Origin of the sequence: Psychrobacillus sp. NPDC096426, from assembly GCF_044762745.1 — a bacterium.
GTDB lineage: Bacteria > Bacillota > Bacilli > Bacillales_A > Planococcaceae > Psychrobacillus.
In genome coordinates this window covers 89343-108478 of sequence record NZ_JBIWEX010000013.1, presented here as the reverse complement: position 1 = coordinate 108478, position 19136 = coordinate 89343, and the positions used below count along the sequence as shown (strand labels likewise).

General features: G+C 39.0%; 20 protein-coding genes. 12 read left to right on the top strand and 8 right to left on the bottom strand.

From position 1 onward, the window contains the following. Positions 1-25: 25 nt before the first annotated feature. The 9 genes from ACIQYS_RS12670 (at position 26) to ACIQYS_RS12630 (ending at position 8624) form a co-directional block, all read left to right on the top strand. The gene (locus ACIQYS_RS12670) at positions 26-1189 is read left to right on the top strand and encodes a thiolase domain-containing protein (protein ID WP_402980137.1); all 1164 of its coding nucleotides are present in this window, start codon (positions 26-28) and stop codon (positions 1187-1189) included. 3 nt (positions 1190-1192) lie between these two features. After that, positions 1193-1609: a Zn-ribbon domain-containing OB-fold protein gene (locus ACIQYS_RS12665; RefSeq protein ID WP_402980134.1), complete on the top strand. Its 417-nt coding sequence runs from the start codon at positions 1193-1195 to the stop codon at positions 1607-1609. Positions 1610-1636: 27 nt separating this feature from the next. Further along, the gene (locus ACIQYS_RS12660) at positions 1637-3331 is read left to right on the top strand and encodes a CocE/NonD family hydrolase (protein ID WP_402980132.1); all 1695 of its coding nucleotides are present in this window, start codon (positions 1637-1639) and stop codon (positions 3329-3331) included. Positions 3332-3344: 13 nt separating this feature from the next. Beyond that, entirely contained in the window at positions 3345-4298 is a 954-nt protein-coding gene (locus ACIQYS_RS12655; RefSeq protein WP_402980129.1) for an MBL fold metallo-hydrolase, read from the top strand. A gap of 19 nt (positions 4299-4317) precedes the next feature. Further along, the gene (locus ACIQYS_RS12650) at positions 4318-5004 is read left to right on the top strand and encodes a CoA transferase subunit A (protein ID WP_402980181.1); all 687 of its coding nucleotides are present in this window, start codon (positions 4318-4320) and stop codon (positions 5002-5004) included. Beyond that, complete coding sequence (locus ACIQYS_RS12645) at positions 4997-5683, top strand: 3-oxoacid CoA-transferase subunit B (RefSeq protein ID WP_402980126.1); 687 nt, start codon at positions 4997-4999, stop codon at positions 5681-5683. The genes ACIQYS_RS12650 and ACIQYS_RS12645 overlap by 8 nt, the downstream gene beginning before the upstream one ends. Next, positions 5680-6435 carry a GntR family transcriptional regulator gene (locus tag ACIQYS_RS12640; protein WP_402980123.1) on the top strand — a complete coding sequence of 252 codons (756 nt, stop codon included), beginning with the start codon at positions 5680-5682 and terminating at the stop codon, positions 6433-6435. The genes ACIQYS_RS12645 and ACIQYS_RS12640 overlap by 4 nt, the downstream gene beginning before the upstream one ends. A 69-nt stretch (positions 6436-6504) precedes the next feature. Next, positions 6505-7602: an FAD-dependent oxidoreductase gene (locus ACIQYS_RS12635; RefSeq protein WP_402980120.1), complete on the top strand. Its 1098-nt coding sequence runs from the start codon at positions 6505-6507 to the stop codon at positions 7600-7602. 95 nt (positions 7603-7697) lie between these two features. Then, complete coding sequence (locus tag ACIQYS_RS12630) at positions 7698-8624, top strand: alpha/beta hydrolase (protein WP_402980117.1); 927 nt, start codon at positions 7698-7700, stop codon at positions 8622-8624. 118 nt (positions 8625-8742) lie between these two features. On the opposite strand, the gene ACIQYS_RS12625 is transcribed toward ACIQYS_RS12630, so the two are convergent. From ACIQYS_RS12625 to ACIQYS_RS12595, 7 genes are all read right to left on the bottom strand, one after another. Then, on the bottom strand, positions 8743-9873 hold the full coding sequence (locus ACIQYS_RS12625) for an NADH-dependent flavin oxidoreductase (RefSeq protein ID WP_402980114.1): 1131 nt from the start codon (positions 9871-9873) through the stop codon (positions 8743-8745). Positions 9874-9927: 54 nt separating this feature from the next. Beyond that, the gene (locus ACIQYS_RS12620; RefSeq protein ID WP_402980109.1) at positions 9928-10470 is read right to left on the bottom strand and encodes an NADPH-dependent FMN reductase; all 543 of its coding nucleotides are present in this window, start codon (positions 10468-10470) and stop codon (positions 9928-9930) included. 17 nt (positions 10471-10487) lie between these two features. Further along, complete coding sequence (locus ACIQYS_RS12615) at positions 10488-11243, bottom strand: IclR family transcriptional regulator (protein WP_402980104.1); 756 nt, start codon at positions 11241-11243, stop codon at positions 10488-10490. A 109-nt stretch (positions 11244-11352) separates the two neighbouring features. Beyond that, positions 11353-12612: an MFS transporter gene (locus tag ACIQYS_RS12610; protein WP_402980101.1), complete on the bottom strand. Its 1260-nt coding sequence runs from the start codon at positions 12610-12612 to the stop codon at positions 11353-11355. 262 nt (positions 12613-12874) lie between these two features. Continuing rightward, positions 12875-13999, bottom strand: coding sequence for a cupin domain-containing protein (locus ACIQYS_RS12605; RefSeq protein WP_402980098.1), 1125 nt, complete (start codon positions 13997-13999; stop codon positions 12875-12877). A 39-nt stretch (positions 14000-14038) separates the two neighbouring features. Next, positions 14039-14992, bottom strand: a complete 954-nt coding sequence (locus tag ACIQYS_RS12600) for a fumarylacetoacetate hydrolase family protein (protein ID WP_402980095.1) — start codon at positions 14990-14992, stop codon at positions 14039-14041. Positions 14993-15095: 103 nt separating this feature from the next. After that, positions 15096-15845: an IclR family transcriptional regulator gene (locus ACIQYS_RS12595; protein WP_402980092.1), complete on the bottom strand. Its 750-nt coding sequence runs from the start codon at positions 15843-15845 to the stop codon at positions 15096-15098. 182 nt (positions 15846-16027) lie between these two features. Here ACIQYS_RS12595 and ACIQYS_RS12590 point away from each other — a divergent pair, with 182 nt between their 5' ends. Beyond that, on the top strand, positions 16028-17227 hold the full coding sequence (locus ACIQYS_RS12590) for an FAD-dependent monooxygenase (protein ID WP_402980089.1): 1200 nt from the start codon (positions 16028-16030) through the stop codon (positions 17225-17227). A 25-nt stretch (positions 17228-17252) separates the two neighbouring features. Here ACIQYS_RS12590 and ACIQYS_RS12585 read toward each other — a convergent pair whose 3' ends face one another. Next, the gene (locus ACIQYS_RS12585; protein WP_402980086.1) at positions 17253-18023 is read right to left on the bottom strand and encodes an IclR family transcriptional regulator; all 771 of its coding nucleotides are present in this window, start codon (positions 18021-18023) and stop codon (positions 17253-17255) included. A 73-nt stretch (positions 18024-18096) separates the two neighbouring features. On the opposite strand from ACIQYS_RS12585, the gene ACIQYS_RS12580 reads away from it, so the two are divergent. Together ACIQYS_RS12580 and ACIQYS_RS12575 are read left to right on the top strand one after the other, a co-directional pair. Continuing rightward, positions 18097-18603: a DinB family protein gene (locus tag ACIQYS_RS12580; protein ID WP_402980083.1), complete on the top strand. Its 507-nt coding sequence runs from the start codon at positions 18097-18099 to the stop codon at positions 18601-18603. A gap of 140 nt (positions 18604-18743) precedes the next feature. After that, positions 18744-19136, top strand: a complete 393-nt coding sequence (locus ACIQYS_RS12575) for a PaaI family thioesterase (protein ID WP_402980080.1) — start codon at positions 18744-18746, stop codon at positions 19134-19136.

Below are 19136 nucleotides of genomic sequence, written 5' to 3'. Positions count from 1 at the left end.
TAGATTTGGTTAGGGGGTAAGCGGGATGAGTATTAAAGGGGTGGCTTATATTGCTGGTGCATTCGAACACCCAACTCGCAAGGCTGAAAACAAATCCGTTGCAGCCTTACATGCTGAATGTGCTAAAGGTGCGTTGGAAGACGCAGGGCTGTCGTTCGAAGATGTAGACGGCTACTTTTGTGCGGGAGATGCTCCAGGGGGTGCCTTATCTATGGTCGATTACCTTGGACTCAATGTTCACCATATCGATTCTACAGAAATGGGCGGTTCATCGTATATTACTCATGTTTCACATGCGGCCCAGGCGATTGCAGCTGGCAAATGTAATGTAGCGTTGATCACAATGGCAGGTCGTCCACGTTCTGAAGGTAGAAGTGGTGTGAAACAAAAGATTGTGGGTGCGAATGTTCCTGATGCACCATTCGAACTTCCTTTTGGTCCGACTGCCGTGAATGAGTATGCGATGGCTACAATGCGTCATATGTATGAATTTGGTACGACGAGCGAACAGTTAGCGTGGGTCAAAGTTGCCGCGTCTCATCACGCTCAATATAATCCAAATGCAATGCTACGCGATTTAGTGACTGTAGAAGATGTATTGGCTTCTCCTCTCATTGCGGATCCATTACACCGATTAGATTGCTGCGTTGTAAGTGATGGTGGTGGTGCATTAGTAGTGGTGAAACCTGAAATAGCGAAAAGTCTAAAACGCCCACTTGTCCGAGTGATGGGTGCCGGTGAAGCAACAAAAGGACTACAAGTTGGTAAAACAGATCTTACATATACAGGAGCAATTTGGTCAGGACCTAGAGCTTTTGAAGAAGCGGGAGTAACACCTCAAGATATTAAATATGCTTCCATTTATGATAGCTTCACTATTACCGTGTTGATGCAGCTAGAGGATTTAGGTTTTTGTAAAAAAGGCGAAGGTGGTAAGTTCGTTGCTGATGGGAACCTAATTTCAGGTATTGGCAAGCTTCCAATTAATACAGATGGTGGCGGTTTAAATAATAACCACCCAGCAAGCAGAGGTGGCATCGTCAAAGTAATTGAAGCTGTTCGCCAGTTACGTGGAGAAGCACAACCACAAGTACAGGTGAAAAATTGTGACATCGCTTTAGCTCACGGTACTGGTGGCGGATTAGCAAGCCGTCATGGTAGTGCAACACTTATCTTGGAGAGGGTGTAGATCATGGTAACTACATATCAATCAAGAACGATGGCAATCCCTGAGATTCATCCAGAACACAAAGAATATTGGGATGCCGCTGCAGAAGGGACGCTACTGATCAAGCAGTGTAATTCCTGTGGGGAGTATCATTATTATCCACGCGCGTTATGCCCGTATTGCATGAGCGATAAAACAACATGGATCGAAGCGAAAGGCACTGGAAGTATTTACACATATAGTGTGATGCGACGTGGTGTACCATATGCGATTGCATTCGTTGAGCTTGATGAAGGACCGAAAATGATGACGAATATCGTGGACTGTGACCTTGATACGGTACACATAAATCAAAGAGTAAAAGTGGTATTCAAGCAAAGTGGAGATCAAGACAATGTGGGGCCTTTTGTTGCTTGTTTCACACCAGTTGAGCGCGTATAGAAGGATTTATAAAAGGAGCGGATTCAAATGATTATCACTAAAGATGAGCGCATTAAAATGCGAGATGGTGTACATATTGCTGCAGATATTTACCGTCCTGAAGGTACTGAAAAAGTACCAGCATTACTTGCTATTAGTCCATACGGTAAAGAACTACAAGCCCAAGCCCTTACATTGCCACCACAAGCACGTCCAAGTCATCTATGGAACGGAGCAATTGAAGCTGGGGATATTCATGAAGTAGTATCACGAGGTTATGCGCATATTATCGCAGACGTACGAGGTACAGGCGGTTCTGAAGGGCAAATGTGCGGTAACTATAATTCTGGTGGTCACGGGGATGGTAAAGACATTTATGACCTCGTGGAATGGTTAGCCGAGCAAGATTGGTGCGATGGCAACATCGGGATGATTGGTATTTCATACTTTGCATCTGTTCAAATTTTAGGTGCAGCTGAACAGCCACCACACTTAAAGGCGATTTTTGCAAATGGTGGTCATTTCGATCTTTATGAACTTTGTTATCACGGAGGAATTATGTGGTTAATGCCACGTGCTTCTCGTGAAGGACGCGGCGGCGATAGCGGTAATGCATTCAATAACGTAGCAAGTAAGAGCTCGAAAGTATTTACACAAGAAGAACTTAAACAAAAAACGCAAGAGCGCTTAAACGATCCAGATATCGCACATTGGTCAGATTTTGTTCATCTATTACATTATCAAGATCGTCATGAATTGTGGATGGATTACTTATTGAATCCACTAGACGGACCGTTCTGGCAAAAAGACTCTGCAATAGAGGTAGCGCATAAAGTGACTATCCCAACTTACTTCCAAGCAAAATGGGGGCGCGGTTGGAACGTTGAAGGCACAATCGAAGGCTTCCACAAAGTATCAGGCATAAAAAAACTCGATATCCAAGCGCTACCACCGATGTTAGAGCGCCCATTCCATGAAAACCATGATGAAATGTTCCGCTGGTATGATTATTGGTTAAAAGGAATTGACACAGGCATTATGGATGAACCAGCAGTTCAGTTCTCTGTAGAAGGTTCTTACAAATGGCGTGGCGAGGATCAATGGCCATTACCATATGAAGAAAAGAAAGAGTTCTACTTACGTCCACGTCACAAAATTAGCGAGAAGCCAGAGCCGTTAACATCTGAATATGCACATCCAGATGGCTTCTACCAAGCACCATTAACAGTTACAACTAAATCAGAAGCGATTAAGTGGACTACTGATAAATTTCTAGAGCCTGTAGAAATGACAGGTACCGGGGCATTATATATTCACGCGCAAATCGATACGGATGACACGAACTTCATCGCAAAGCTTTATGATGTAGATCCAGGCGGCAAGCGTACTTTAATGACTTCAGGTTATTTAAAAGCATCCCATCGTGAACTAAATGAAGAGAAATCTACATACGGTGAGCCGTGGCATCCACATAATCGTGTGGTACCAGTACCACCTGGGGAAATCATCGAGTATGCGATTCGACTATATCCATTCTCATTCCTAATCAAGCAAGGACATCGTATTGAATTAGAGCTTGCATGTAACGAACCACTGGATGGAGAAGATGCAAAATTATTACCACCAGATAGCTATCATTTACCAAGTGGCCGTGCGACAATGCACAAAATTTATCGGGACAAAGAACACCAATCTCGTTTAGTTTTACCAGTCATTCCGAAAGAGTTCAACATTCTTAATTAGAGGAGTGAAGCGAATGGGAAAGTCAGTACGTATTATTCCGATCGAATGTAAATTTGGTCCAGTCTCTGCATTTGCTTATTATGTGGACGCGCTAGAACCAGCAATCATTGATACAGGTGTTCATGCATCTGCTGCGCAAAACATTGAACCAATTCTAGCTGAGCACGGTATACAAATGGAGGATATTCGCTGGATACTACTCACGCATGGTCATGTGGATCATCTCGGTGGTGCTTATGCAGTTTGGGAAATGACGGGCCGACGTGCAAAAGTAGTTATACCGAAAAAAGAGGCTCGATTATTACGAGATCGTAATGAACAGATTGTTGATTACAAAGCACTGCAAGGGAAATACATTACCGATGCAGTAATACAAGAAAAGCATATTGCCATGTTAACAGCGGATATTGGTGACAATATAGAACCAGAACTAGAAGTGAAGGATGGCGATCACATCAACTTAGGTGGTGATGTATCGTTAACTGTTGTGGAAACTCCGGGACACTCCATTGGATCAGTAACATTTGTATTGGATGGTCTGAACTTTGCATTCGCAGCGGATGCGGTACAAATGTATGGTGGGTTAAGTGGCTTACCTACAATTGAAAAGCCGCGGTTATACCGTGAAAGTGTACGTCGTTTATTGGAAGAAGTTCGTCCAAGTCGTTTGTACTTAGGGCATCCATTCCGTAATGCCAATGGTGAACTGCAAAGTGCACAAATCACTGGTGAAGAAGTAGCATCCGTGCTACAAGCAAGCCTTGATATGGATGCGAAGTTGGCTGACGTTGTGGAGCGGCATCTCTCAGGAGATATAAGGTCAAATGAAAGCAACGGATTATATGGACCGTTTGAATCTATTGCAGCCGAGCTTGGTTATACAGGTGATCCAAGGCACTTACCTTGCGCATTTTTTGTCACGATGCATGGTTATCAAGAAGAGCTGAATGGTACACATAATAAATGAGAGGGGGAAAAATCCAATGATCCAAAAAAAATATGAAAATGTAGCACAATCTATTGCTGATATGCAGGACGGGGCGACGTTACTCGTTGGTGGATTTGGAGGTAGTGGACTACCGTTAAATCTCATCGCGGCCCTCACTAAGCAAGGCACGAAAAATTTGACGGTTGTATCAAATAATATAGGTGCTGTTAGTGATGGTGTGGCATCACTGATTAGCAACAACCAAGTAAAGAAGATTATTTGCTCTTTCCCAGTCGGTCCTCACGCGGATGATTTAGTTGAGCGGCTTCAGAAAGGTACGATTGAGTTAGAAATTGTCCCTCAGGGAACGTTAGCGGAGCGTATCCGTGCTGGTGGTGCAGGAATTCCAGCCTTTTACACGCCAACTGGGGTGCAGACAGAGCTTGGAGAAGGGAAGGAAACACGCGATTTTAGTGGTCGCGACTACCTTTTAGAGCATGCAATTGTAGGCGATTATGCTTTTGTTAGAGCACATCGTGCAGATCGTTGGGGAAATCTTGTTTATAACAAGGCGCAGCGTAACTTTAACCCAGTGATGGCGACAGCGGCAAAAATTACTATTGCTGAAGTCGACGAAATTGTAGAAGTGGGACAAATCGATCCAGAAACGATTATTACACAGAGCGTGTATGTACATCGTTTAGTGCAATTGGAAAGTGAAGGGAAGGTATTGGTACATGAGTAAAGATCAAGCGCAAATTGGATGGTCAATGCCAGAACTAGCTTCGCGGGTAGCTTTAGACTTAGAAGATGGGTGGTTCGTGAATCTTGGAATCGGTTTACCTACACTTGTAGCTGATTATATTCCTGAAGGAAAAGAAATCATTTTACACAGTGAAAATGGACTTCTTGGATTAGGACCAAAACCAGAATCAGGTGAAGAGGATTGGGATCTTGTAAATGCAGGGAAAGAGCCAATTACACTAAGACCAGGTGGCTCATTCTTCTCGCAATCAGAATCATTTGCCATGATTCGTGGTGGTCACCTGGATGCAGCGATTCTAGGCGCATTCCAAGTATCACAGTATGGTGACTTAGCAAGTTGGAAGCTTCCAAACGCTACTCTGGGACGTGTTGGTGGTGCAATGGACCTTACTGCCGGCAGTAAACGTGTTTTCCTGTTTATGCAACATACAAGTAAGCAGGGACCAAAAATTGTAGAAGAATGTACGTATCCACTAACGACTCCTCGTTGTGTAGATCGTATTTATACAAATCTTGCGATAATCGACGTAACAGATGCTGGCCTTGTAGTTTTAGAACTTGCTCCAAATGTTACGTTTGAATATGTACAAGAACGTACGGCGGCTCCGCTTAGGCTACATGCTAGCTTACAAAAAGAGACGATTGGAGTACAGCAATGACTAGACATGCACTAAAACACACGATTGATCGCCAATCAGCGGTGCCTCTTTATAAACAAATTAAGGAAATCTTAATCAAGGAGCTACAGGCTGCAGCTGGTGAGACGGGTCGACCATTTAGCACCGAGCATGAACTTATTGAGCGGTTCCGTGTGAGTCGAGCACCTGTCCGCCAGGCACTGAAGGAGCTTGCCAATGAAGGTTATGTTTACCGAGAGCGAGCGAAGGGCACCTTTCCTGTTCAGGAAATGCCCGTACGACCTCCAGGGCTAGAGTTAGGAGGACTAGTTGGTTTTCTTCGCGATCAAGGGATGGATTGCAAGTCGAAAATATTAAGCGTTGATTGGGTATTACCTACAGAGAATCTTTGTGAAATCCTTCGTATTGATCCGAATGACAAGGTTTTGAGAATTTCTCGTTTAATCATGCTCAAAGGGAAGCCGCTCGTATGGGCGCAGACTTACCTGCTCGTACCAGAGGATTTCCAACCGGACAAACGGGAGCTTGAAGAAGCCGAGAGTGTCTTTGTGTTACTTGAGAGAGAACAAGGTATCCTCATTTCTCGAGGAGATCATCAAATTTATGCGTCTGGTGCAAGTAAGATGGTGGCAGAGGTTTTGGGCATTGAAAACAATGAACCTGTTCTTATAACGGAAACCAAGTTGTACACACGTAATGATCGCCTCATAGGCTGGAGAAAGGCTGTCCATATTGCAGATGATTACAAGTTATCTTTTTCAGTAAATCGTTGAGATGGTTCACAATTTGGGGTGTATGAATAAAAAATGTTTGTAAAAAAACACATTTAGGGGGAAATGTTCATGAAATCAAAAGCTGAATTAAGAATTGCAATTATTGGTGGAGGCATTGGGGGAGCATCAGCTGCAGTAGCGTTAAAGGCAAAAGGAATTCGTGCAGACGTGTATGAGCAAGCATCATCTATGAAGGAAGTTGGAGCAGGTGTCGGGATTCGGCCGCCAAGCGTGAGATGCTTTAAGGAATGGGGTCTTTACGAAGCGTTGGAAAAAGTAACGACACAAAGTGACCACATGGAAATTATTGCTGGAGATGATCATGTTCTGATTAAAGAAGCATGGCCGGTATTAACCGATGACAAAACAGAAGCTTACGCTCGTTTGGTTCACCGTGCAGATCTATTAGAAACAATTGTGTCAGGTATTCCAGAAGATCAAATTCATTTAAATCATCGCTGCGAGAAAATTACCGACCACGGAGATTATGCCGAAGTCACGTTTGAAAATGGAACAACAATTGAAGCAGATCTTGTCATTGCAGCAGATGGTATTCGTTCAACAGTCCGTAATCAGGTTCTAGGGCATGTGGAACCGGTATATTCAGGCTATCTTGCACACCGTGTATTAATTGACTTTGACGATGCACTTGGTATGGCTTCAAAGGAAAACATTTTACGAATTTATGTAGATGGTGATAACTCCTTTTATTTATTGCCATTAGAGCATCGTAATCAAGTATCCGTAGATATTACAGTACCGGGTGAATTTGCATGGAAACCAGAATTAACAAAAGAAGAGATTTTAGCAAGCATTACAGGTTTTGGTCCAACACTTCAAAAATTAGTAGAGACTATCGCATTTGAAGACATTGTGACTCGTCCATTATGTGATTTAGAACCAATAGATAAATGGAGCACGAAATCAGTTACGTTACTTGGCGATTCGGCTCACGCAATGCTCCACAATCAAGGGCAAGGCGCAAACATGGCCATGCAAGATGCAGAGGTATTAGCAAAATCAATCCTGGAAGCGGATACAATTGATGAAGCACTACAAAACTATGAAGCAAAACGTAAACCAATTACGAAGCTTTATCAAGAATTATCTCGTCTATTCCCATCAGATCAAGCAGAAACTGCATTCCCGGAAAAAGCTCACTTCTAAAAGTAATAAATTCCTTACCTATTCAATAGGTAAGGAATTCCGTTCGTTTTTTTAGATAAATCAGAACGAATAAAAAAATAAGGAGGTTCTCATAGATGCCGGTACATCCCGAGATAAAAAAGATATTGGAATTCATCCCGAAATCAGATACAAAACAAAAGGTGGTTCCCGAAGAACATCGTAAAATGTTCGATGCACCATCTTTACCAGTGGAACAACGAGAACAAGTATATCAGGTGGAAGACAAGACGGTGTCAACGCCTGAAGCAGACCTGACGATTCGAATTTATACACCTACAGAAGCAGATGTTTACCCAGTTTTAATGTATTTCCATGGTGGTGCCTTCTTCTCAGGGAACTTAGAAAGTCATGATGATGTAGCACGTTCCTTGTGTGCGGCATCAGGCCATAAAGTCATTGCTGTTGATTTTCGCCTTGCTCCTGAACACCCATTTCCTGCTGCGTTAGAAGATAGCTATAATCTAACAAAATGGGTAACAGAACATAAAGAAGAATTACAGTGGGATGGAAAAACACTCGCTCTAGCAGGTGATAGCTCTGGTGGAAACTTAGTTGCTGCTGTTTCTTTAATGGCCCGTGAGAAAAAAGAATTTACAGTTACAAAACAAGTATTATTCTATCCATCTTTAGACCTTGATTTTAGTGAATTCCGTTACCCATCATTAGTGGAAAATGGTACAGGCTATTTCGTAGAAAGTGATCAACTAGCTGAGCTGAATAGCTTCTATCTACTAGGTGATGTTAGTACAGATAATCCCCTTGTTTCACCAATACGCGAAGAAAATTTAGAAAATCTTCCAGAAACATTTATTATTACAGCAGAATATGACCCATTTAGAGATGAAGGGGAACTATTTGGGGAGAATTTACAAAAATCGGGTGTACATGTGGAAGTAAAACGTTATGAAGGTGTTACGCATGGATTCTTAGGGAAATGGACGCATCTCGGTGAATATAAAGACGTTTACAAACGTACTGGTGATTTTTTGAATGCTAAGTAAGAAACTTTCAACCCTCACTATAATTTGAGATGGGAAGGTTCGTAGTTTTTTTACGGAAGTGATCAACGCGACATTGCGTTTGATCACTTCCGTTTTATTGCTACATAAATAAATTCACTTATCGTTCAACAGGAAACCAACCTTCAATTTCTAATATTAGTTTCCATAAAGGAGTTGGGATAACAGCCTGTTGCTTATCATTTTTTGTTAATTGAAGAGAAATGGTATCCGCTTCTTTTTTTTCTACTTTTTCAACCCAATGCGGATCGACAATTAGTGCTCGTCCAATTGCCACAAAGTCTGTTTCACCTTTTTCTAAGACAAGTGCGGCATCATCAGGCGTATGAACACTCCCTACACCAATTAGTGGTACTCGTTTATTAATATATTCTGCAATACACTCCGTACGTGATTTATCACTTACGATACCTCTACGTGGTTTTGCCCAAGCGTCTGTTGTTGCAATATGAAGATAATCAATATCTGCTTGAATTAATTCGTCGATTAAAGAATAGGTTTCTTTCATTGTAATGCCAGGTGTTTCTGGCTCTTCTGGTGAAAAACGATAGCCGATTAAAAATGGTTTCGTTGCATATTCTTGAATTACCTTTTTTACTTCTTCGATCAGTTTTAAAGAGAATAGATTCGTATGTTGAAATTCATCTGTTCTATGGTTAGAGTGTGGGGAGACAAATTGCTGAATTAAATATCCACTTGCTCCGTGTAACTCCACGCCATCAAAGCCTGCTTCAATAGCACGACGTGTTGCTTCACCAAAATCAGTAATAATTCCATATACTTCTTCCGTCGTTAATGCTCTTGGAGCCTGATTAATGCTATAGAATCCACGATCTTTAAGCGGGGCAATGGAGCTTGCACTAACTGTTTCTTCATTTGGAATAAGTCTTGGGACAGCTAAACGACCACCATGATAAAGTTGAACAACGCCTTTCGCTCCACCAGAATGAATAGCCTCTGCCAATTGAGATAGCCCTTTAATGGTTCCATCATGGTTAATACCCATTTGACCATCAAATCCTTTTCCACTTTTTGATACATATGCACAGGCCGTTATAATTGTACCGACACCATTTGCACGCTCTTTATAATAATCAAGTTCTTCTTGCGATACAAAGTCGTTCTCATCAGCGGAAAAGGTTGTCATCGGAGCCATAATGAGACGATTTTTCACATGGACGCCACTTTTATATGTATAATCTTGAAATAGATTTTGGTAGTTGGCTTTCATTGTAATCTCCCTTTTAAAAACACCTCTTCATGTAAGGGAAGAGGTGTAATATTTTTATACGTATTGTTTCATCCATTCCTGGAAGTTTGAAATGACAGAGTCTAAGAAATCGATAGTCGCTTCATCTGTTAAGTTACCTTCTGTATCAAACTTCTCATGTACTGCACCTACATATACTTCATTCATTGGTAATAATGGTGAGTTTAAGCCACTCGCAAATAGTATATCTCGTAAATGCATTTGTGCTTTAACTGATCCTAAAATACCCATTGACGAGCCCATAATAATAGAAGGTTTACCGTTCATTACTTTGTCTACTCGGCTCAACCAGTCAATCGCATTTCCTAACACACCCGGAATAGTTGAATTGTATTCAGGCGTTACCCAAAGAACTGCATCTGCACCTTTAACTTTTGCTTTAAAATCAAGTACTTCTTGTGGTGCATCTAATTCGATATCTTGGTTGTACATAGGTAATGTAGATAAGTATAAAATTTCTAACTCAAATTGCTCTGCATAACGTTTTTGAACATGCTTTGCTAGTTGTAAATTATATGAATCTTTTCGAATACTTCCTACGATTGCTACTACTTTCATGTGAATTCCTCCAAAGTTTAATGAATATTGACTAAAGTTTCTATTTCTTTCGTAATGGCCTTGCTTCCTGTATTAAGTTTAGAAACAATCTGTTTTATATTGCTTCGAGAAATTTGTTCAGCAGGTGCTGCAATTGCTAACGCAGCAATAACTTCTTGATTACGAAACACAGGAACGGCTATACAACGGATACCAACGATCCGTTCCTCATCATCAAAAGCAAAGCCATCTTCGCGTATTGCTTTTAAATGATATCGAAATAGCTGTGAGTCTTGAAACGTATTTTTCGTGGCACGTTCAAGTGACATCTTTTCAAGTAAAGACTCTAACGGTTCTTCAGCTAAATTGGCTAGGATTACTTTACCTAAAGCGGATTGATGTAGTTTTGAACGATTTCCGATTTCTGTGTCTGCCGACTTTTGAAATGGGGCATGTAATATTTGCGTCATGACTAAGTCCGTACCGTCAACTTTGCCTATATATGTACTCATCTGTAAATTATTCGCTGCTTGATATATGGAACGTAACGAAGTCCAATCCATCGGAGAGCGCTTTTCAAAACTTTCACAAAACATTTTGTGGTTAATAAAATACTGAGTATGACTTTTATATATGTAACCCATCTCTTCTAATGTTGTTAATAAACGAAATGCTGTTGATTTACTTAGGTCATGTTCGTCCATCACATCTCTTAAAGTAATACCTTGATGATTCTTTACCAATTCTAAAACTCGAAGTCCTTTTTTAAGTGTCGAAACTTCATTTTTTGCCATTTTGCTCACCTCAGTCCTCTGTAAGTATAAATACTTTATCTTTAAGACTCAAAATAAAGAGGCTGAGTTTCAAATAATGAAACTCAACCCCTCGTTTTTATTATTCCAACTAGGATTGTACCGGAACACTCGTGTTAACTACTGGTTCCGGAGTTCTATTAATTTTAGATGGTGCCGTTTCTTTAAAGAATAACGTGAACACAAACGCGATAAGGCCTGCAGCAGCTGCAACATATAATGGTGTTTGAATACCATACATGTCAGCTAAAGCCCCGTTGATCATTGGGTTTAAGAACCCACCGATTAGCTCACCAATACCAATTGTTAAACCTATTGCAAGACCTGAGTATTGTAATGGAGCAGACTCAACAGGAATAACTGACATTGACATACCGATTACACCTGAACCAGCCGAACCGATGAATAAGAGAATCATCATTAATGGAATAGAATCAACGAATACGATACTTAATGGTACAAGAATTAATAACAAACCAGAAACTGCAGAAGCTGGTTTACGACCAGTGCGTTCTGAAAGAGTTGGGATTAAGAATCCGAAGATTGCATAACCAACTCCGAATGAAGCCATTACTAAACTCATTGTTGTACTTGATAAACCTTTTGCTTGCACTAAATAGGTTGGTGCAAAAATTTGAAATGCCATTAGTGTTGTCATAACTAAACTGAAAACAATAATGGATAACCATATATTACGATGTTTAAGAACGTCTTTCACTTTCACTTTTTCAGTCGATTTTGTTGCATGCATAGCATGAAATCTGGATGGATATGGATTCTTAACTCCTTTTAAAATCGCTAAACTTAAAAGAATCCCTGGAATAATCGTTAAATAGAATGCAGTATGCCAGTCAAACTTAGTTGCTAATGCAACGATTAATATCGGTGCTAAAATGCTTCCGAATAATGCGTTACTTGTGTTCATCGTAAAGCCTAAGTTAAAACCTTTACGACGCTCCGAAGATTCTATTGCTAAAATCGATTGTGTTTGCGGAATCAGTGGACCTTCTACAATACCCATTAATAAACGTAGTACAAATAACATACCGAAAGTTTGTGCTAATCCATGTAATAATGAAATAACAGAGAATGCGAGTACTAAAATTGCTAACATTACTTTTTTACTTTTCACCTTATCCGAGATAAATCCACCTAGTGGACCTGAAACTGACCAAGTTAATGCAAGTGCTGCTCCAAGTAAACCTAATTGCGTGTAGTTAAGTCCTAAATCTACTGATATCATCGGAAATAAATAGTTAATCGCTAAACGATCAAAGAATACAAACCCTATTACAAAGAAGAAGATTATTGTTAATTTATTTTCATAGCTCCAAAATTTCTTTTTTTCCATTATTAAAAACATCCTTCCTAAAATCATGTATTGTTATAGTAGAAAGATAAATCATAAAATAAGATGATACCGATTTAATGAAAAAATAAAATAATTATTTACTATTCTGAAAACTCTAGATACTCTTTTCGCCACCTCCTTAAATATTTTACCTGGGTAGAATAAAAGTTCAGATAAAGCGCTTACATATTATTTTACAAAAATAGTAATCCCGTAAATATCAAGTTGTAGTTTTAATTTACGGAATTACTTCTATTCATCGTTAACGAAATGCCGCTTTGAATTCGCTAGTAATATCTTGGTGACCATTAGTAGAGTCATAAGCCTGTTCTTGTTCCAATTCAAAACGATCCATGATTGGAATATCGTTTACAGAGAATAGGTAGGAATCTTTTGCTGCTTTATGTTCATACCAAGCCCAGTTAGGTACTACAAAGTAGTCTCCAGCTTTCCAGTCGAAGCGTACGCCGTTAATAACTGTGTAGCCTTCTCCTTTATGAGCATGATAAACAGTTGAATGTGTGTGACGCAGTGCTTTTGTATGCATTCCTTCTGGTAAATGTTGCATGCGTGTTCCTAATGTTGGATTGGCAGATTTACCGGTTGATGGATTAATATACTCGACAGCAAACCCATGATGTGGATCTGGTTCAAAAGCCATTAACCCTTTAATACCATCTACCGTACGATCCCATTTATAGTTTGCTAAAGGTGCAACTGTAAATTTATCGTCTCCAACTGGTCGAATCATACCTCCACGGTATCGTTGCTCGGAAAAGTTATCTGGGACACCAGGTTGTTGTAGTCCATCTTCATAAGGTTCAAAGAAAGTACCACCAATTGAATATAGAGTTGGAATATCTAAAGCGTCCATCCACAACATTGGCTCCGTGCCTAAATGTTCATGACCATGCCATAAGTTTTTAGGTGTAGTTAAGAAGTCGCCCTCTTCCATGAAAATACGTTCACCTTGTACGATTGTATAGGCACCAGTCCCTTTGGAAATGAAGCGCAAAGCTGACTGTGAATGTCGGTGAGATGGTGCTTTTTCTCCTGGAAGAAGCATTTGAACAGCGGCATAAATTGTTTGAGATGTAGATGCCCATCCCCAAGGTTTACGATAAGTTAAACCAGGGTTTTGAAAATAAATAGCGCGACGCTCTCCACCACGGTCAGGTGTGAAAATTTCTGCTGCTTCAGCCATCTTTTTATCGATTAACTCCTTCGACCATAAATAAGCTTCAGCGTGTGGTTTCGGTGTCTTATTCATAATTTCAGGTATTGCTTCCCAAAGTGGTCCAAGGTTATATTGAGCAATTTCTTTCGTAAAGTCTGTGACAATTTGACTTTTCATAAATTCTGCAACTTCTGGAGTTACTCCAGCCATAATTCCTCGACTCCCTTTCAAATAAGATGATTTTAAGCGTTAAGCATTTACTAATGTGCCTGCTACAGTAGCGACTTTATTTTCTAAAGCTCCTACTTTATCGATTTCAATACGCACTACATCGCCATCTTTTAAAAATGTAGGCGGTTCCATCGCTACCCCAACACCACCTGGCGTACCTGTTAATACAACATCTCCAGGTTCAAGCGTCATTAAATTGGATAAGAATGACACTAATTTCTGTACAGAGAATACTAAATTGGCTGTATTTGTTTTTTGACGAACTTCTCCATTTACAGTTAATACAACATTTAAACCAGATGGATCTTTTAATTCATCAGCTGTTACTAAATAAGGACCCATTGGTGCAGAACCGTCTACAGTTTTGCCTTGTAGCCATTGTAATGTGCGACGTTGGATATCGCGATAAGTCACATCATTAGCAATCGTGTAACCAGCAACGTAATCCAATGCGTCTTCTTCTGAGACATTGCGTGCTTGTTTTCCAATTACAAAAGTGAATTCTGCTTCATAATCTAATTGCTCCGAAATCGGATAAAATGGGATATCGTCTTCAGGACCTAAAATAGTGTTCGCGAATTTAGCGAAGACAACAGGATGTGTAGGTAATTCACGACCCATTTCTAAAATATGTTCACGGTAATTATGCCCTACACATATAATTTTTCCTGGATTAATGACAGGTGCTTCTACTTTTACTTCCTCAAGTGAAAAAATTGCGTTCTGTGCAGAGACAGTTGGATTAGCCAATAGGAATTTTACAGCTTGTTGTGCTAATTCAATTGATTTTTTACCCCCTTGATATATCTCATCTGTTGTAGATGGTACATATGCATGGGCAATTTCTTTATAGCGATATTCACCAGCTGTTTTTAATTGCGTTTCGTAAGCATAATTTAAATCAATTACTTGTTCGCCTACAATTGCTCCGGCACGTGTTGTGCCATTAAAGGTATAGTTAATTAATTTCATTCTAATCCTCCTATTATCAAAATAGAATACAATGTTCTCTATTTAAAGAAAATATAATACATTTTATAGTGCAGTGTCAAGATTTTTCAGAAAAATCACTATTTTATTTAAAGTAATTTGATAATTTTTGTGATAACACCAACATTTTTTGTGCCGTAGGATGATGATGATTATTAGGGATAAGATTTTTGTAACCTACAGCTGTAATCGCAGCTATTAATTCCTGTTGGAAATTGAACACTGGCACACTACAAGAAGAAATATGTTCTTTGAGTGGCTCCGTTTTTGCTACAAATAATTGTTCTTTTACCTGTTCGATTTCTTGTAAAAAAGCGTGTTGAGTTTGGTTTAATAATGTTTTATTAGATTGGTCAATCCATTTGATTTGTTGTATTCCGTCTTTAAATGCATAAAAAATATATCCTGTAGATGAAATCAACGGCAACGTAGTTCCATTTTGTGCACCAATGTCAATACCGTATGTGACACTCCATATTTCTTTTACAAGTGGACCCTCTAAGGAAGGTATAGCGATTAGTGCTGTTAAACCCGTTTCTTCTGTAAAAGCTTTCATATATGGATCTGCAATTTTAATAATAGATGTATCTCCCTGTGCAACATTACCAATCTCTACAAGTTTGTTGCCTAGTTTGTATGTATAGGTAACGGGATCTCGGTATAAAAATCCTGACTGGATAAATGTTGTTAAATATTTATGGAGATTGCTTTTGGTCATATTTGATAGATGCTGAATATCTGTAAACTTCATTGGTTTTCGTTCTTTGGCAATCATTTCTAATAATCCTAATCCGGTTTGTAACGATTGGATAATCCTCTGTTTATTTTCTTCCATTTGGTTTCCTTCTTTCAGTTTTTACTCACTGTTATTATTATTGTGAAAACGTTTTTAAGAATTAGAAAATTTTGATTTATCATTGACAACTATACTATATTTGAGGTAGATTTTCATTATAAGGAAACATTGTTCTCTATTTATGGAATTTAACACATTAAATTACTAGGAGGTTATCATTTATGACGAAAATCAGTGACATTATCGTAGTTGGTGGAGGAATCGGCGGTTTAGCGACAGCGCTTTCAATTGTACAACGAACGGACAAGTCCGTAGCCGTACTAGAACAAGCGCCTGAATTTGGTGAAGTTGGTGCTGGTATTCAACTAGGTGCAAATGCGCTATTTGTTTTAGATCAACTAGGGGTGAAAGAAGAAATTGCAAAAGTTTCTGTATTCCCAAAACGTCTTGTTTTGAAGGATGTTTATACAGCAAAAGAGTTAGCAGTTTTAGATTTAACAGAAGGTTTCCAAGAACATTTTAAGCAACCATATGTAGTACTCCATCGTTCAGATCTACACCGTGTACTATTTGAAGCGTGTCAAAAACAAGGACGTATCCAATTTATGAACGATCAAATTATTCAAAAAGTCGAACAAGCAGAAGGGCAAGCAACTGTTACAAACCAAAAAGGGGAAACGTATAGTGCCGAAGCTGTCATTGGTGCAGACGGTTTAAAATCAAATATACGTAAATTATTTTCAAATGACGAGCCTATTTGCTCTGAATATGTTGCATACCGTGGAACGATTCCAATAGAAGAAATCACTGCTAAAGGTGATGTAGCAATGGATGATGTCATTATGTGGATTGGTCCCAACTTACATTTAGTCCAATATCCTGTACGTCGTGGTGAACTGTATAATCAAGTTGTTGTGTTTAAAACTTATGATTACAAGCCAGACGGTGACTGGGGTACACCAGAAGAAATGGCACAACGTTTTGAGGGAGCTCATCCATTAGTAGCGCGTGCGTTAGAGTTTATTTCTACGCAATTCCGTTGGGCAATGTTCGACCGCTTGCCAATTGAAAATTGGACTGAAGGAAATGTGACATTGTTAGGGGATGCCGCACATCCGATGCTACAATATTTAGCACAAGGTGGTGCGCAGGCACTGGAAGATGCTTTTGTTATAGGGGAAGCACTGGAAACAGAATCTACTTATAATGAGGCTTTTACCAAATACCAAGCGGAAAGACAGCCTCGTAGTGCAATGGTTCAAACATCTGCACGTAAATGGGGAGAAATCATTCATGCGGAAGATGAAATCACAATTTTATTACGTGAAACTGTTTTCAATAATCATAAAGCTACAGATTATGAAGTAGCAGACCATTTATACAACTATTTCAACGTTCGAAAAAACGAGGTAAAAGCTTAATAGAATAAAAAAAGAAAGAGGGGAGTTATTCCTCTTTCTCTTTATAACCATATATTGCAGACATTTCTTTACTCATGGATATAATGCGTTGAATAATGTCTGTATCGAAGGCACTAGGTACATCTTCAGAAAAACCGACGACAGAAAAAGAACCTACGAGCTCGTGTTTGTAGTTAAGAATTGGAAAGCCGATAGATGATACATGACGCACAAGTGGCTCATAGGAATAAGTAAAATGTTCCATCCTTATTTGCTTTAGCTCACGTTGAAATTTAGCTATGTTAAATTGTTCGATTGTTTGTTGTTCCTGTTCAATCCAATTTGTTATTTCTAATGAATTGGCATAAGCTGCAAATATTTTACCTGATGATGATGATAATGGTAATTTTGTTCCTACCTGTGCACCAATATTTAACCCATAATTGGTATTCCAAATATTCGTAATAACAGGTCCATCATTGATCCAAGTTGCTAGTAGAGTGGTCATGCTTGTCAGTTTACTAATTTCTTTAAAATATGGAGTTAATCTACCTATGAAATCAGCATTTTGCAGTGCTGCTGTTCCGTATTCTAAAAACTTATAGCCTAATGAAAAATACCCTCGTTTTTGATCACGAAATAATAAGTCCATTTGCGTTAATGTATTTAAATACTTGTACAAATTACTTTTGGAAATACCCGTAATTTCTTGAATATCTGAAAACTTTAAAGGAATATCACTTTGCGCAACGGCATCGATAATTTGAATTCCTAAAGTTAAAGAGCCGATGGTTGTATTGCTAGACATTAAATTCATTCCTTTCTTCCTTTGTTTTTTTGTAATGCATCACAATTAACGGTTTAGAACCGACACTAAGGAGTATTTTACAATGACAATAGAAAATTTGAAAGAAAGTTCAACAATTATCAAATCAATCATCGATCAAATGGTTCACATAATAGAAGCAACAGAAACATCTTTCTTATATAAAAAGCCATCTGATGAAGAATGGTCAGTTATGCAAATTGCTTGTCATGTCATCGAAGCAGTCGAATTCTGGGTAGCAGATTTAGAAGCATTATTAATCGTTCCTGGGGCAAAATGGGGACGTAACCACGAGCATGTTCGACGTTTAGCCGCTGTGGAAGAAAATTATGTTGCTTCTGTTTCTACAGAACAAGTAATTACTCGTCTCCAATCGCTAATTTCTCTTACAAAGCGAGCGTTAAGTAAAGTCCAAGCGGAAGATTTAAGTAAAACTGCACCAAGCTATAACGCTAATTTTGATGGCAAACCGCTGTCTTTTTTAATCGATCATTTAATTGTTAAACATATAGAGAGTCACTTAGGTCAAATGGTACGTCATTTGGAGAAAGTACAATATCAAAAGAGTTAATAGCTATTATAAATATCAAGAGAAGATAAAAAGCACAAGAGACGCAAATGCGCGCCTTTTGTGCTTTTTATGGCAAACAAGCGATAAATTCGACGAAACAATGATAAAATCACAGTATTGGTGCACAGGAGGCTTGTATGATGAACTTTTCTTCTTTGATTAATGAGTTTGAACAATCTAATTTTTTTAAGTATATAGGATTCGAATGTGTAAGTGTTGAATATGGGAAAGTAATAATTCAAATAAAAAAAAGACCCGAAATTTCTAACTTAAAGGATATGTTGCATGGGGGAGTTATAATGTCTGGTCTAGATATAGTAATGGGCATAACATCTAGATCATTAGGCGTTAAGGCTGCATCAACCATTCAAATGGAAGTAAAGTTTTTAAATAGTGTTTTTGAAGGAACAAGTGAAATAATTGGTGAGCTTATACACCGCTCCGATCATACGGCGATTTTAAATGGCAAAGTAATCGATGAACAAGGAAACTTAATAGCATATAGTACAGCTACATTTAGACTATATAACTAA

What these genes read in the sequence shown, in the direction of transcription:
- ACIQYS_RS12630 (WP_402980117.1), top strand. Translation starts at nt 7,698, where the DNA reads ATGCCGGTACATCCCGAGATAAAAAAGATATTGGAATTCATCCCGAAA.
- ACIQYS_RS12575 (WP_402980080.1), top strand. Translation starts at nt 18,744, where the DNA reads ATGAACTTTTCTTCTTTGATTAATGAGTTTGAACAATCTAATTTTTTT.
- ACIQYS_RS12670 (WP_402980137.1), top strand. Translation starts at nt 26, where the DNA reads ATGAGTATTAAAGGGGTGGCTTATATTGCTGGTGCATTCGAACACCCA.
- ACIQYS_RS12660 (WP_402980132.1), top strand. Translation starts at nt 1,637, where the DNA reads ATGATTATCACTAAAGATGAGCGCATTAAAATGCGAGATGGTGTACAT.
- ACIQYS_RS12655 (WP_402980129.1), top strand. Translation starts at nt 3,345, where the DNA reads ATGGGAAAGTCAGTACGTATTATTCCGATCGAATGTAAATTTGGTCCA.
- ACIQYS_RS12665 (WP_402980134.1), top strand. Translation starts at nt 1,193, where the DNA reads ATGGTAACTACATATCAATCAAGAACGATGGCAATCCCTGAGATTCAT.
- ACIQYS_RS12610 (WP_402980101.1), bottom strand. Translation starts at nt 12,612, where the DNA reads ATGGAAAAAAAGAAATTTTGGAGCTATGAAAATAAATTAACAATAATC.
- ACIQYS_RS12600 (WP_402980095.1), bottom strand. Translation starts at nt 14,992, where the DNA reads ATGAAATTAATTAACTATACCTTTAATGGCACAACACGTGCCGGAGCA.
- ACIQYS_RS12595 (WP_402980092.1), bottom strand. Translation starts at nt 15,845, where the DNA reads ATGGAAGAAAATAAACAGAGGATTATCCAATCGTTACAAACCGGATTA.
- ACIQYS_RS12585 (WP_402980086.1), bottom strand. Translation starts at nt 18,023, where the DNA reads ATGAATTTAATGTCTAGCAATACAACCATCGGCTCTTTAACTTTAGGA.
- ACIQYS_RS12635 (WP_402980120.1), top strand. Translation starts at nt 6,505, where the DNA reads ATGAAATCAAAAGCTGAATTAAGAATTGCAATTATTGGTGGAGGCATT.
- ACIQYS_RS12625 (WP_402980114.1), bottom strand. Translation starts at nt 9,873, where the DNA reads ATGAAAGCCAACTACCAAAATCTATTTCAAGATTATACATATAAAAGT.
- ACIQYS_RS12645 (WP_402980126.1), top strand. Translation starts at nt 4,997, where the DNA reads ATGAGTAAAGATCAAGCGCAAATTGGATGGTCAATGCCAGAACTAGCT.
- ACIQYS_RS12580 (WP_402980083.1), top strand. Translation starts at nt 18,097, where the DNA reads ATGACAATAGAAAATTTGAAAGAAAGTTCAACAATTATCAAATCAATC.
- ACIQYS_RS12615 (WP_402980104.1), bottom strand. Translation starts at nt 11,243, where the DNA reads ATGGCAAAAAATGAAGTTTCGACACTTAAAAAAGGACTTCGAGTTTTA.
- ACIQYS_RS12640 (WP_402980123.1), top strand. Translation starts at nt 5,680, where the DNA reads ATGACTAGACATGCACTAAAACACACGATTGATCGCCAATCAGCGGTG.
- ACIQYS_RS12590 (WP_402980089.1), top strand. Translation starts at nt 16,028, where the DNA reads ATGACGAAAATCAGTGACATTATCGTAGTTGGTGGAGGAATCGGCGGT.
- ACIQYS_RS12620 (WP_402980109.1), bottom strand. Translation starts at nt 10,470, where the DNA reads ATGAAAGTAGTAGCAATCGTAGGAAGTATTCGAAAAGATTCATATAAT.
- ACIQYS_RS12605 (WP_402980098.1), bottom strand. Translation starts at nt 13,999, where the DNA reads ATGGCTGGAGTAACTCCAGAAGTTGCAGAATTTATGAAAAGTCAAATT.